The following is a 14,542-nucleotide window of genomic DNA, read 5'->3' on the forward strand; positions in this document are numbered from 1 at the left end:
TGCCCGTCGGCTCGCCTTTCTCCGTCCGGTGGGCGGAGGCAGAGAGTGGACCACCGCGCCGGATCAGATGGTTCCGGCGAGGTGGTCCAGTACCCACCGCGGGTCCGAGCTGGACTGAACGTACCTGTCGGTCGGGCACGGCATCCGGCTCAAGGGCACCCCTCCGCGTCCAACTCGTCCTCGGCCCGCAGTTCCGCCGCCAGGTCGACCAGGGAGCCCTCGCCCGGGATGTGCCAGTACAGGGTTCCCTGGACCTGCTGGGTCTTGCCCATGGCCTCCTTGCGCATCTTGCGGACCAGTGTGCTCGGCGCGTAGGACTCGCCATCGAAAGCCCAGATCAGGGGCTTGGACACGCTGGTGCCCCAGGTCGCGCGGGCCCGATCGGGGTTCTCCGCGAGCCACTCGGACAGCCCCTGCCGGTCGGGCCGGGTCACCGGGCGGAACTCCAGCGTCGTACCGACCGGGATCCGTTCGGCCTTGACGATGAGGCTCACGGCGTTGGTCGACCGGGCTGGCTTGCCTTGGACCCGCTCTTCCACGCGGTAATCGGCGTTGTCTGGTGCGGAAGTCCCCGCGGCCATGGCACTCAGGACGCGGCGCGAGACCACGCGGACGCGTTCCGGGGTGCGCATGGTGGTCAGGATCTGGCTGTTGCGGCCGTACGCCGTGTCGATCGTGGTCACCAGCCAGCCGAGAGCCTGCTCGACGAGGTCTGGCACCTTCGCCAGCTCGGCGTCCCAGTCCTTGTCCTCCGCGTCGAGGCCGCCGGTGTCCAGGTTCTGGAAAACGACGTGGCTGATCAGCAGGTCGCCGTTGCTGGCGGTGCTGGCGGCCCGGCCGAACAGGTCTTCGCTCTGTTCGGTGAGCGCTGCCGCCACCGCCCGTACGAGTTGTACGCAGCGCCACACTCGGTGTGCGCTCGGCGCCGTGTTGAGCGCTCTGCCGAAGATCTCCTGGTAGTTCGCCTTCTCCCAGAGGAGCGAGGGGTCTCGTTTGGCCTTCGCGCCGAGCTCTGGGGAACGGTGGGTCGCGGCCAGGGCTATCGCGGCCTCGGTCATGGTGCAGCCGCTTTCCGGGGCGGGCTCGGACTCGCCGCGTTTCAGCACGTAGGTGCGGCCGAGCGACAGCGAGAAGTCGTCCCTCAGACCGGCCTGGATCGGGTCACGGGACTTCCAGTCCCGCTCCTCGATGGGATTCTGTGTGTTGGTGTTGAGCGTGACCTGGTCGCCGAATCCCTCGGGACAGTGCTCCAGGGAGATGATGCGGACGAGTACGCGACCGCGGCCGGCCGACGCCGGGTTCCGCTGCATCGCACGGTGCATGGCGCTGACCGTCTGCGCCCCGTTCACGACGCTCGCCCCCTCCAGGATGAAGCCGGCGCCAGCACCTGGGGCGAACGCGCCCTTGCCTTTTTTGCGGATCCGGTCACACAGCAGGGTGATGCCGTTGCTGAAGTACCAGAAGTTCTCGGGCTCCTGAAGAAGGGTGGCGCGGATCTTGTCGTTGACGTCCGTGTCGAGCGAGTCGCGGATGTTGCGGGCGAAGAGGTGCCGGTCGTGGGTCTCGTACCATTCGGCGACATCGGCCGCGGAGAGCGTGCCGTAGTACGCGGTGAAAGGGTGTTCCTCCCGGCCGACGCCTTCGACCCACGCCTCCAGTTCGATCTTCCGGTCGGCGTGCTCGCCGAGGATCTCCTGATACAGGCCCCGGAGGTCGAGAACGCGCCACTCCACCATGTCCTCGGCCCAGTTGCGCTTCTTGACCTCGGAGTCGAGCAACGTCCGGATGTCCGGATGCAGTTCGGTGTCGGTCACCAGGGCCAGCAGCAGCGTGATCTTGGGGGAGCCGCTGTCCAGGGCTTTGTCGAGAGCCTCGACGTGGTGTTCGATGCGCTTGTTGAACCGGTTGAACTCCAGGTTCAGCAGGTAGTCGAGGCCGCGGAAGAGACGGTCCACCTCGCTCTGTCCGAAACCGGCGGTGGCGTTCTCGCTCCATTTCGCCTGGGCCAGCGTGATGTGCGGGCGGCCGCCCTGGCCTGAGGCGGACAGCTCGACCGCGATCGCGTCGATTCCCCAGTCGTCACGGCCGTCGATGATCGACAGGGCCGCGTCCCGGTCCGCGCAGCCGGTCTCACGCTTGATGGCGAGGGCCGCCACCCCTCGGCTGAGGAACTTCTCTTCTCTCTTCTTCTCGGACGCCCAGGGCTCGTCCGACATATCGATCAGAGTGTCGAAGCGTTCGATGAGCCGCTTCTTCAGATTGCGGATGTGGAACGAATACGACACATGCCCTCCCCGTCACCGACTGACCGACAATCACCCTAACCAAGAAGGGAGTGGCGTCACCCGGTACTAAAGTGACCCTGGCACATCGCGGTGCGGCGCACATCACGGCCGCCCTCACTTGACCGGAACGGACGGGGAACCGGGTACTCATGGCGCGCATCATCAAGGTCGGCGACCCCGTCAACGACGCCGAGCGCATGGTGTTGCGCCATCTCCGCGACCACGCCCCCGACGACTGGACCGTGATCTCCAACTTCGAGATCTACCGGGGCCGCCAGTGCTTCGAGGTCGACCTTGCGATCCTTACGGACCGGGCCTGCTACATCGCCGATACCAAGGGCACTCACGGCCGCATAGAGGTGTGGGGCAAGAAGTGGTATCCGCAGGGGCGACAGCCGTTTCCGAGCCCCGTCAAGAAACTCCGTGAGCACGCCAAGACCGTCGGGAACCTGCTGCGACAGTCACACCTTTCACCGCTGATCGGCTCAGTGTGGTGCGAAGAACTGGTGATCCTGCCGTACGAGGACGCGCTGTTCGTCGACCATGATGGGAAGGACGAGAAGAACACCGTCCTGTTGAAGGACCTGGTGTCCTTCCTCTCTGCCCACCGGCCGTCCCGGCTTGCGCCGAACACGCCGGAGATGCCGATCAACGGCCTGCACGACGACATCGCCCGCGCGCTGAACGCGGTTTCGCGGGCCCCCTCCGGACGGCGCAGGTTCGGGATCTACGAGGCCGTCGAGACCCTCGTCGAAGCCGACCCGCAGCCGGAGGCCGGCCCGGAGGCGAGCGCCGAGGACCGGGTGTCGGTGTACCGGGCGGTGCAGCCGGACCAGCCGAACTCCGGGACGTACCTCATTCAGGTGCACACCGTGGACCCGCTGCTGCCCGAGGCCGAGCACACGCGCGAGCGGGAGCGGATCGGCAATCCTCTCCAGGCGCTGAACAAGCTGCCGCCCAACCCGCACATCGTGCCGTGCGTTCAGGTACTGCCGCTCGAGGATGAGACCGGATACTTTGTCGTCCTCAAGGACGTACAGGCCGAGGCGCTGCGGGTGCGTATGGCGGACGGACCCAGAGCGCTCGGGGCGGATGCCCGGCGCCGCATCCTGTCCGGTGCGCTGGCCGGGCTGGCGCTCGCCCATGCGTACCGGGTGGTGCACCGCCATCTCACCCCGGACACGGTTCTGGTCGGCCGTAACGGCACCGCGATGCTCACCGGCTTCGATTACGCGCACACCGGGCAAAGGCGGGCCGGGACCGTCGCCATGGACGCGTATGAGCACGCCGAGGCGGCCTATCTCGCGCCCGAGTGCCTGGACGAGCCCGGACGGTTTTCGGCCGCCTCCGACATCTTTGCCGCGGGGGTGCTCTTTCACGAGCTGTACACCGGAGAACTGCCCTCTGTGACCGGCGGGATGCGACTCGTGGACAGCCTGGATGGGGCCGAGATCAGCCCGGAGATCAGGGAGCTGATCCGACGGATGCTGGCCTCCGATCCGGCCCTCCGGCCGACCGCCCGCGAAGCGATCGCCGAGCTGGAGCGGTTGCTGCGTGGGGGGTCGAGCCGCTCGGGCGGTGGCGCAGGCGGCTTCGGTGGGTCCGCGACCACGGGCGGCTCGCCCGACGACCCGTTCGACTGGGGGAATCCGTACAGCTACCGGAATCTGCCCGACGGTTTCCGTCTCACCGAGAAGTTCCACGTCCGAAAGAAACTCGGGCAGGGCAAGTTCGGCGTCGTCTACCAGGTGTTCAACACCCTCGACGACACCGACGAGGTCCTCAAGATCATCACCAATGACCCGGAGTCGGTGGGAATCCGACTCAAGGGCGAGTACCGGATTCTACGTCAACTGCCCGCGCATCCGAACCTGGTCCGCGTCATCGACGCCGACTGGTTGCCCAAGGGGGGATTCCCCTATCTGCGGCTGGAGTTCGCGGAGGGACAAGACCTCCAGGTCTCGGCAGCGTGGGAGCGCCGCCTGGGTGCCGCCGATGTCGTACGACTACTGGAGGACTGCCTGGCCGGGCTGGGCCATCTCCACCACAACGGCGTTTACCACTGCGACATCAAGCCCAGCAATCTGCTGTGGACGGCGGACGGCACCAAGCTGTTGGACTTCAACGCGGCCGTTTCCGTCGATTCCACGCTGACGCCCACACTGGGCTCGCTCCGTTTCCAGGCCCCAGACGTGGTGCTGCGGCAACGCCCCACGCGGGCGGAGCTCGCCGACTTGGACCTGTACGCCCTCGGCATCTCTGCCTATATGGCGCTGACCGGTACGTACCCCTGGCCCGGGCTTGCGCAGCCACCGAAGGACGAGCATGCGCTGGACCCGCGGAAAATCAGCGGCCTGGGCGACCTGAGCCGTCCGTTCGCCGACGTGCTGTTGCGGTCCATCGCGCTGCGCCGCGCCGACCGCTTCCCGGATGCAGAGGCCTTCCTCGCGGCCGTACGGACCATTGGAGAGGTACGCCGGACCCGGCGCAGCGAAGAGGACGACCAGCCCGAACTGGAGCCGGTCTGCACGACGGACGCCGGGCGGGATGGCACCAACGCCTTCGTCAGCCATCTCCAGACCCTCTACAGTCAAAACTCCCGCACCAACGCGGGTACGCGAGGGCTCGACCCAGCGCAGTTCCCGCTGTACGTGGCCACCGCCCTGGACACCGCGCTGCTGGACGACGTCCTGGGCGGCAACCACCGCTTGGTCGTCATCACCGGAAACGCCGGTGACGGGAAGACAGCCTTCCTGGAACAGCTGGCCGTCGAGGCTCTCAAACGCGGTGCCGCGCAGGGCGAGAAGCGGGTCAACGGTGACGACTTTGTCTTCCAAGAGCGTGCCTTCCACACCAACCACGACGGCAGCCAGGACGAAGGCGACCAGGACAACGACGCCGTACTCGACGCCTTCCTCGCGCCTTTCCACGGAGAGGACGTCGGCAACTGGCCCCAGGACCAGACACGGCTCATCGCCGTCAACGAAGGGCGCCTGACCGACTTCGTCACCGCCCACGCCGACCGCTACCCGTTTCTTGCGCGCACCATTCGGCAGGGGCTGGCGAGCGGCGTCACCGATCAAGGCGTTGCCGTCGTCAACCTCAATACGCGGGACGTCGTCGCCGACCCGGCGGGCGCCGGGGACTCCATCCTGCATCGCATGGTGCAGACGATGACCGATCCCAGGCGCTGGAGCGGCTGTGCTTCCTGTGATCTGGCACCCCGCTGCTATGCCCGGCACAACGCGCAGACGTTCGCCCACCCGACGGCCGGTCCCGTGGTTATCGGGCGGCTTGCCGCCCTGTACCGGATGACCCATCTGCGCGGACGGCTCCACATCACGCTGCGCGATTTGCGCTCCGCCTTGGCCTACATGCTCACCTCTGGCAGGGACTGTGCTCAGATCCATGAGCTCTACCAGCGGCCGGACAGCGCCCAAGAACGTTTGGACAGTTTCTACTTCACCAGCTGGGCGGGCCTGCACTCAGGTGGTGAGCACGAACAGGACCGCCTGCTCGCGCAGTTGCGTGAGTTGGATGTGGCGACCCTGGCCGATCCACAACTCGACCGCAAGCTGGACTACACGGGCCCGGACGGCGGCCACAGCCTGATCTCCGTCGACCAGCGGGGCAGTCATGACGCGGAGCTGCTCGCCGACCGGTTCGGTGCGCTGCCCCGCACCCCGTCGGCCGACCGGACGGAAGCCGGCGCGCACCGCGCCTACCTCGCCGCCGCGCGCCGCCGCTTCTTCTTCGAAAGCCTGGACGGCGAGCGCTGGAAGTCCCTGCTCAGCTATCGCGCAGGAGGTAGGTTCCTGGACCTGCTCGCCGGGGATGAACCTGTACAGGCCGAGCTGGGCCGGATCATCGAGGCTGTCAACCGGGGTGAAGGACTGCCCGGCGCCTTGTACGACGGCGAGCGTGCCCTGGCGCTGCAGGTCAGGTCGGTGCCCGGCGGAACCGTCCGAAGTCACCGGCTGTTCCCCGCCGACCGATTCACGATCGAGGTCGGCAAGCCCGCGGCCTCTGATTACGTGGAGACCAGCCCCCGCGAGATCGTCGTCCGCTACCGGGGGCGGACACCGGACGGATCCGCCGAGCACCGTGCCGAGCTGGTTATCCGCCTCGACTTGTACGAACTCCTCGACCGGCTGCACGCCGGCCATCAGCCAGGGGTCGAGGACCGCCAGGGACAGAACCTGGCGCTGGCTGTGTTCAAGAACGCGCTGTCGGCTACCTCGTACCAAGAAGTACTGCTGACCGCGCCCGGCAGTTTGCCGCATCGCATCACCCGGCTCCCAGACGGAACGCTCCAGCTGGGGCCCAAGGGTGAGCATGACGGCACCGCGGCGACGAGGGGGAAGTGATGGCGCTGCGCAAGCGGGACAGTGAGTTCCGGCATCTGGGCGTGTCCTACCTGGATTTCAAGCGCGTTGAGATGGACCGGGTGCTGACCGGGTTCCTGATGAGGGTCAACCACAACGGCCAGACCAGCAAGCTCGCGCGGGGCAGGGCGCTGGCGGACGAGTTCGTGGAGGAGTTCCTCGCGGAGGAGCACGCTGGGAAGTTCCAAGGGTTCAGGGACTCCCCGGACATTGCGCAGCGTTGGATCGAGACCCAGCTCCTGGACATGGTCAACCGGGGCAAGCCCAACCAGGCTGTTGCGGGCCTGCGCCCGCTGCATGGCCTGACGTACAAGTTCCGCAACTACAACCACTCTCGCGCCTACGGAGCCGACGCCCAGCTCTACGAGATGCTGCGCCATGCGCGTGGAGGGCGCGGCACACTGGCCCTGGAGCGGATCCGCACGTTCTTCTTCACCGGACTCGACCCCGCCCTGGGCACCCAGCTGCCCGGTACCAGCGTCGACATCGAGACCCAGGCCGTGCTGCACCTCAACAGCCAGGTGAAGCAGGACTCCCCGACGAGCGTCAAGGGCTGGTACTCGGCGCCTCCGCTGTGCGTGGGGCAGTCCGACCTGCTCGCCGACGACGTCCTACGGCTGCTGTCCCTGCAGGACTTGCTGCCCCGTATCGTCATGGTCGAGTACCTGAAGATCCTCTTCGCATTTCACCTGGCCCTGGGCCAGCTCAAGGCGATGAAGCTGCTGCCGGCCATCGTGGCGCGATCCGCCGCTGAGCCGAGCTGCGGTCCCGAGAACTGCGCATCGGGGGGCGGAGGTTCGGGTGAGGGCGTGGGTAACTGTCCCTTCCGAGTGGGACTGTTGGTCGACGCCGCAGGTGTGCCCGGCACCCCCGTCGCCGCGCTCGCGGAACACAGTGCCGACGTCTGGCTGCGGCGCATCCCTGGTTTCGTACGGGCTGGCTACGTGGTGCGCAAGCTGGGCGAGTTCGCCGACCACCTCGCCGACAGCAAGGAGATTACCAAGCCGTCCCGAGGGTTCTTCACCGTGGCCGAACTGCTGCGGTACGCCGGAGAGGACTACGGGGAGCGGCGCGAGCGGTTCTTCGCGGCTCGCATGGACACGCTCCTCGACGAAACTCCGATCGACGAACAACCCGAGGGCGTACGACCCTTGCTCGGAGCGGGAATGGGGCTCGTGGCCTTCGAGCAGTACATCGAGCTGATCATGGCGTACCGGGGTAAGTACCACTACGACTACATCGTCGAGGCCATCGACTCACTGCTGTTGAAGAACCGCCCCGGCGCGGTAATCACCCAACCCCATCGAGGCCGACGCCGCTTCGTCATGGACAGCGCGCTCCTGGAAGTCCTGGTCCAGATCGCGCTGCTGCGGCCCAATCCCCGCGGCACGAGATCGCGATTTCCCTACCACACTGAGCAGTTGAGGCTGGACGAGTTCATGGACACACTGCGCACCCGCTACGGACTCCACGTCGACCGACTGCCGGCTGACGACGGCTTTCCCACAGCCGGGTTCGAGGAGCAGGCGGCGCTTCGGGCGAACGCCGAGGCGTTCACTACCCGGATGCGGGAAATCGGCTTCTACAGCGACCTGTCCGATGCATACCTCACCCAGGTGATCACGCCCAGGTTCGCCATCGCCGTGGACGGCACGGTCACGGCGGGCGGGAGGTGAACGGGATGGCACGCGGACTGACCGAGCTCACCGAGGCGCAGTGGCGGGACGCCCTGGAACACGCTCTCCTACCGCGGCTGGCCGCTGTACTGCGCGGCAGACAAGCCGGGCACTGCATGCGTCTGGGTGACCTGGACATCGAGCTCGCTGCACGGCTGGTGCGTGGGCTGCGCACCCTGTTGCCCGACACGCAGGTGTTCGTCCTGGGCGAGGGCGATGGGAAGATTCCAGTCGATGTTGTGGTGAGCAGCACCAAACTCGTCGAACTGCGCAACCCGGACGAGGACGGTGGACTCCGCCCGCCGCTGCTCGTCTTCGTACCGCCCGGCACTCGGGCCAGCGCCGAGGACTCCTTTGGCATCGCCACCTTCGAGCAGCTGTCGCTGGACGACGTGCATGCGAAGCTCAAGGTTTCGATCCTGCGTGAATTGCCCGAAAACCTGCGCCCCGCCGTCACCGAACTGCTGGATCGGCAGGCTGAGGAAGGCGGTCCCGTGGCGGATGACCGCGCCGCCGTGCGCTACTTGTTGACGCTGCGGGAGAACGACCACGACCCCGAGGCGGCCGGGGCGGCTGTTCATCTGCTGGGGCTGATCCCCGATTTCGGCCTGTACCAGGATCTGACTCTGGTGGGCCGCAAGGCCGACCGCAACCGCAGGACCGTCGCCAAACTCACCGAGGCGACGACCACCGACCGTCAGCGGGTCCTGAGCCTTGGGCTTCCGCAGAACTCGCCGGCTGCCCAGGAGTTCCTACGCCGACTGGTGCGGTTCGCCTCGCGCACGGGCCTCGACACCCCCTCCCGCTGGTGCCGTGCGATCGCTGTGGACCCGGACAACTGGCCGCTCGCCTTTCACCACTGGCCTCAGGAGAACGCGCTCGGTGACGAGCGGGTCGGCATCGAGGTGCACGAGCTGACCGTATTGCCCAAGGCCGGTCAGAATGAGGACGACCTGCGCAATCACCCCGCACTGGAGAGGCTCTTCGGCGGGCAGTATCTGTTGCCCGGCGGACTCACCTCGTTTCCCGTCTCCTTCACCGTCGACCCTGATCCCCGCCACGTGGCAGGCCTCGCGCGCTTCTCGGTCCAGATTCTCTCCGAGAGCGAGACCGACGAGGATCGCGGCGCCACCACGGTCAGTCCGACCGGTTTCACCGCCACGGTCGCGGTAGCCAGGACCGCCAAGACGGTCTACCGCGCGACCATCAAGCTGAAGAAGGGCCGCAAGGCCGACTGGGAGGAGGGGTGGCACTTCGTCCGAGTCACCCCGCTCGACAGCAATGGCGACCCCATGCGAGTGGCCGGTGCCGACGGCGCGCATCGGCCACATGAGAGCGACCGTTTCTACGTCGTCCCCGACGGCGAGTTCGACGACCCTCCCATCCAGCGTTCCCAGCACGCTTCCGGGCTCGCCCAAGCGATCAACCGGCTGCGCTTTACCGCACGGGCTGAGGGACGCGATCCGTGGCGAGTGTCCTGCCGCAAAGTGGGCTGGGGGGCACGAACGGCCAAAACTTGGCCGCTGCGCGCGGGCTTCGGGCCTGCAGGTCTGATCACCGTTGATCTGCCCATTCCGCTCGCCGAGGCCGAAGAGCGTATGCTGGCGCGGCCGTACGCCCTCGAAGGGCCCCGGCTGAACATCGACGCCTCGGGTCGGTGGCAGCTCAGCGACGACGAGCCGCTGGCGGTCACGGCGGCCGACGGCAGCGATTTCGACGGCTATCTCCAAGCCAGGGCCACGCTGTTCGCCGCGGTACGAACCGACGCGGACGGGTCCGTGCCGTTGGTTCTCGAAGGTACCGATCCTCGCGCCGTCCGCAAGGAAGCGGAAGCCTGCGCGGAGGCATACCTGAGAGCGGTCACTCGGTGTGTGCGTGCGTTGGAGAATGCCCGGGGCAGTACGGCTGATCAGGACCGGGCCGAACTCGCATTGCTGCTGCGGACCGACACCGTGCCCGTGGAGCTGGCCGACGTGCAGGGCGGGCGTCGCCGGATTGTGCTGGTCTCGCCCACTCATCCGCTGCGGGCGCTGTGGTGGTGCGGACAGGCGGCACTGGCCGACCACTGGCTCGACCGTACCGAGGGCCAGGACAAGAACCGGGTAATGGAGACCCTGCACAGCCTTGTGGAGCGGCTCGCCCCACTGGGGTTCCCGCTCGTCGTCCCGCTCACCACAAGCGAACTGGCCTTTGCGGCCGGGCAACTTACCGATTACTGGCAGGTCTGCCTGCCCAGCGAGACCGCCGACCCCAGGGGAACGGTATCCCGGCTGGGCTCCGCCCTGGGGGTGAGCGACAGCTCCACTACCTCCGGTGTGGTAACCGGCGCCGACCTCGCGGACCGGGTCGAGCGTTATGTACGCCTGCACCCCTATGCGGACAGCCTTGTCATCAACGCCCTCGGTGTCGGTCGGGGCGAGGCGCTGGTCTCGATGCTGACCGAACTCCAGAGCCGCAGACACCTTGCTCATCTGCGCTACACGATCCGTCTCTTCACCGACCACCCTCGGGAGCCATGGGTGGGTGAAGCGCTCACCGACCTGTTCTCACCGGGGTCTGGGCCGCGAGCTGCTGCCGCCGAGGCCTTCGGCACGCCCGGAGACCCGCTGCGGCCGAAGCTCGCCGTCGTGGTGCGTGACGCATCCGACCTCCGGACCCGCGCAACCGACTTCCCTGCCCACCTGACCATTCTGTTCGATCCCTTCGGCGGCGAGCAGTTCGACATCGCGCCGGGCGCACGCACCTCGGGCAGGGCGGCGGCCCACGGTCTGGTACAGGAACTGACCAGTTACTACGCCGAGGACGGGGAGTTCGTGGCCTGGAGCCGCCAGCCCCGGCACGGTGCCACGGATCCCGTATCCGGAGCCGAGGAGACCGGGGACTTGATGGCAGCGCTACCGGAAGTTCTGTCGGCTGCCGTGGTGGCCATGACATCTGGGGAACCGCGTCCCGGACAGCTGCCGCAGATAACGCTGCGCCTGTCGGCCCGGGACAAGGCCCTTCTGCACGATGTGCACCAGGCCAGTGACTGGGTCGTCACGGTGGACCGAACTCTCGGAGTGGAGTACTTCGACCACGGTCGGACCGACCGGCCCGAATACGTCATCGACTACTCGGCGACCGCGCAGACCGGTATGGGCCATCACATCGTGGTTTCGTCGCGGTCGGTCGACGAGTTGCGTGCATTGGTCGAACTGGTCCTCGACGACCGGCAGTTGAACCTCGAACCTCGCCATGTGAGGACGTTCTTCGACCAGCTCAGAGAGCTCTCCGGCAGTTTTGCCTTCAAGCTCGCCGCACTCGGCAGCAGCAGTCGCACCGAGGTTCTGGGGCTTGGTCTCGCCAGGCTGTACCTGGGATACCAGGGCGCCCTGCGCAACCAAATCCTCATCCCCCTGGATGCGCACACCGACCTCTACGGCGAGGCACGGCGCCGTATCACCGCAGGCGACGGGGCCGTGCGGCTGCATCGCACAGACCTGGCACTGTTCGACCTGGATGTCGAGCGTAGGGCCGTGGTCTGCCGGCTGGTCGAGGTCAAGTGCTTCACCGGGGTGGGCGGCCTAGGCGCTTACGACGCCACGAAGAAGCAGATCGGCCAGCAGATCGACAACAGCAGGGCGACCCTGGCCACCCAGTTCGACCCGCTCGTCGAGCGCCCCGACCGTCCCTTGCAGAACCTCACACTTCGTTCGCTGCTCAGCCATTACCTCGCGCGCGCCAACCGTTATGGCCTCTTCGACGAGAAGGGATACGACGAGGCACGCTGGCTTCTCGATCACCTCGACCACGGTTACAACCTTGAGTTCGCCGGCACCGGTCTCATCTTTGACCTGAGCGGTGACGGGACGGATATCGAGACCGACGGCGGTATCACCTTCCACAGAATCGGCCGTCAGCAGGTGACCGAACTACTGGACGCTGTGGAGACCGAGTACCTCGGCGGAGTGGTGCGCAGCGCGCCTCATCTGTTGGCGGGCGCGGAACTGGCGGGAATTGAGCGCGGCGAGGTCACTCGGAGCCTGCGCCCCCGTTCTCGCGGTCGCGAACTGCCGGAGGAGCCCGCCCCGCTCAGCGCAGTGCTGGATGATGTCTTGCCGATGGCTCCTGATCGAGCAGAGGCTGCGTTGGAGGCGGTTGAGCCGGAGGCGCCGGGGGTCCCGCTGCAGCAGGCTTCCGAGAGCTCTGCTGATGGGGAGAAGTCCAGAGACTCGTCGGATGCCCCCGCCACGGGGACGCAGGGTGCTGCCACCGCGATGGAGGCCGAGAGCTCGGTGCCGGGCATTGAACCGGAAACATCGATAGCGGCACCGGCTGTGCCCGCCGGGCCAGGAGCGGCAGAGCTGGCGGACACCTCACCAGACCCCGATGTCTTCCTCGGGGTCTCGAAACCGACCGGGCAGTATGGCCTGCTCGGCGTGAGCGCGGGCCGGAAGATCGCCCTGGACCTCAACGAGACCCACACCATCAGCCTGTTCGGTGTGCAGGGTGGAGGGAAGAGCTACACGCTCGGGTCGATCCTGGAGATGGCAAGCCTGCCCGCCCCCGGGGTCAACCAGCTCTCGCACCCCCTGGCCAGCATTGTTTTCCACTACAGCGACGCGGAGGGCTACGCGCCCGAGTTCACCAGCATGACCCGTCCCAACAGTGACCGGGACCAGTTGGCCGCACTCCGGGAACGCTACGGAGCCGAACCCGCGGTGCTGTCCGATGTCCTGTTGTTGGCCCCCGCCGACATGGTGGAGGACCGGAAGGGCGAGTTCCCGGATCTGGACGTACGGCCGCTGAAGTTCTCTTCCTCCGAACTCAAAGCAGCTCACTGGCGGTTTCTGATGGGAGCTGTCGGAAACCAGGCGCTCTACATCCGCCAGCTCGGAAGAATCATGAAGGCCAACCGCGACAACCTGACGCTGGATGCGATCCGGCTCGGGGTGGAGCAGTCCTCCCTGTCCGACACGCTCAAGCAACTGGCATACGATCGGCTGGAACTGGCCGCCGAGTACATCGACGACGACGCCCGACTGCAGGACCTCGTACGACCTGGACGGCTGATCATCGTCGATCTCCGCGACGGCTACATCGGGGAGGATGAGGCGCTGGGGCTATTCGTCGTCCTCATGCAGTTGTTCTCCGACGCCCGCCACGAGGGGCACGCGTTCAACAAACTGGTCGTCTTCGACGAGGCGCACAAGTACATTCGCAGCCCCGATCTGGTGGACGGCCTGGTTTCCAGTGTCCGCGAGATGCGACACAAGGGAATGTCCATTCTCGTGGCCAGCCAGGATCCGCCGTCTGTGCCGATCTCGCTGATCGAACTGTCCAACCACATGGTGCTGCACAAGTTCACCTCGCCGGCGTGGCTGAAGCATCTGCAGAAGGCGAATGCCGCGCTTTCCGTCTTGACGGCAGAGAAGATGGCGGCGCTGAATCCTGGTGAGGCCTTCGTGTGGTCGGGCAAGGCCACCGACGACGCCTTCACACGAGGTGCTGTGAAGATCCGGTGCCGTCCGCGTGTGACGAGTCATGGTGGGGCGACCAAGACAGCCATCGGGTGACAGCTGGCGTGGGCGCCTCGGAGCTCGAGCTGCCGGAGAAGTCGGTTCGTGGACCTGTGGCTGCTGAATATTTCATCCGACCAGGTCAGGCGGCGTGCCGGTACTCGTGGATCACTCCGGCGAGCTGGTCTCGGCGGCGCATGTCCAGACGAGAAATCCGCCCGGGATCCGTGATCGGTTCGGGGACCAACACCCAGGCGACCGAGCAGGCTTCTTGATCATTGTGGGACAAGCCTTAGCTTGATCTTTAACCTCGGGGTCCGAACGGTTCGTCGTACTTGATCACTCGGATTGGTAACTGCGGTGCACGCAGGCGGCCTTCGGCCGAGCATGTGATCCGACCAAGGAACACACAAGCTCAGCACGAAGGCCGTGGGGATGAGTCTGTTGCATCATGCTGTCCGGCAGGATCCGTTTGCGGAACTGTCACGCTTCCGGGGTGAGTTTCACTCCTGTCTGACCAGGCGTGCGGATGCGTTGTTCGAGCTCGTGGACGCGGTGTTGTGTGCGGACGGTCCGGTCCGGTCGTTGGTGGAACTGTCTCTGGTGGGCGAGCACCGTCGCGGGCACGGCGGGCTCTACGACGCCCTGTCCGCCGGCCGGGTCGACGTCGCACGGCTGCGACGGGCTCTGGCCGCGGT

The 14,542-nt window shown here is 66.6% G+C and carries 5 protein-coding genes; 4 read left to right on the forward strand and 1 reads right to left on the reverse strand.

The genetic code is table 11. The features are described from left to right. Positions 1–149: 149 nt before the first annotated feature. A complete protein-coding gene (locus ACZ7L9_RS07910) occupies positions 150–2,285 on the reverse strand; it encodes an AIPR family protein (protein WP_471413461.1) in 2,136 nt (711 codons plus the stop codon). A 149-nt stretch (positions 2,286–2,434) separates the two neighbouring features. Between ACZ7L9_RS07910 and mads6 the strand changes: the two genes are divergently transcribed. From mads6 to ACZ7L9_RS07930, 4 genes are all read left to right on the forward strand, one after another. Continuing rightward, the gene (gene mads6 / locus ACZ7L9_RS07915; RefSeq protein ID WP_471413463.1) at positions 2,435–6,652 is read left to right on the forward strand and encodes a methylation-associated defense system protein kinase MAD6; all 4,218 of its coding nucleotides are present in this window, start codon (positions 2,435–2,437) and stop codon (positions 6,650–6,652) included. Then, positions 6,652–8,346 carry a methylation-associated defense system protein MAD7 gene (gene mads7, locus ACZ7L9_RS07920; RefSeq protein ID WP_471413464.1) on the forward strand — a complete coding sequence of 565 codons (1,695 nt, stop codon included), beginning with the start codon at positions 6,652–6,654 and terminating at the stop codon, positions 8,344–8,346. Before mads6 ends, mads7 begins: the two co-directional genes overlap by 1 nt. Before the next feature lie 116 nt (positions 8,347–8,462). Then, positions 8,463–13,901: a methylation-associated defense system ATP-binding protein MAD8 gene (gene mads8, locus ACZ7L9_RS07925; RefSeq protein ID WP_471413465.1), complete on the forward strand. Its 5,439-nt coding sequence runs from the start codon at positions 8,463–8,465 to the stop codon at positions 13,899–13,901. 378 nt (positions 13,902–14,279) lie between these two features. Continuing rightward, on the forward strand, positions 14,280–14,542 hold a 263-nt coding region (locus ACZ7L9_RS07930), incomplete at its 3' end, for a transposase (RefSeq protein WP_471413467.1).

The organism is Streptomyces sp. NPDC111516, from assembly GCF_055635345.1.

Excerpts from the sequence above, each read along its gene's own strand:
- mads8 (WP_471413465.1), top strand. The coding sequence starts at position 8,463 with ATGCGTCTGGGTGACCTGGACATCGAGCTCGCTGCACGGCTGGTGCGT.
- mads7 (WP_471413464.1), top strand. The coding sequence starts at position 6,652 with ATGGCGCTGCGCAAGCGGGACAGTGAGTTCCGGCATCTGGGCGTGTCC.
- mads6 (WP_471413463.1), top strand. The coding sequence starts at position 2,435 with ATGGCGCGCATCATCAAGGTCGGCGACCCCGTCAACGACGCCGAGCGC.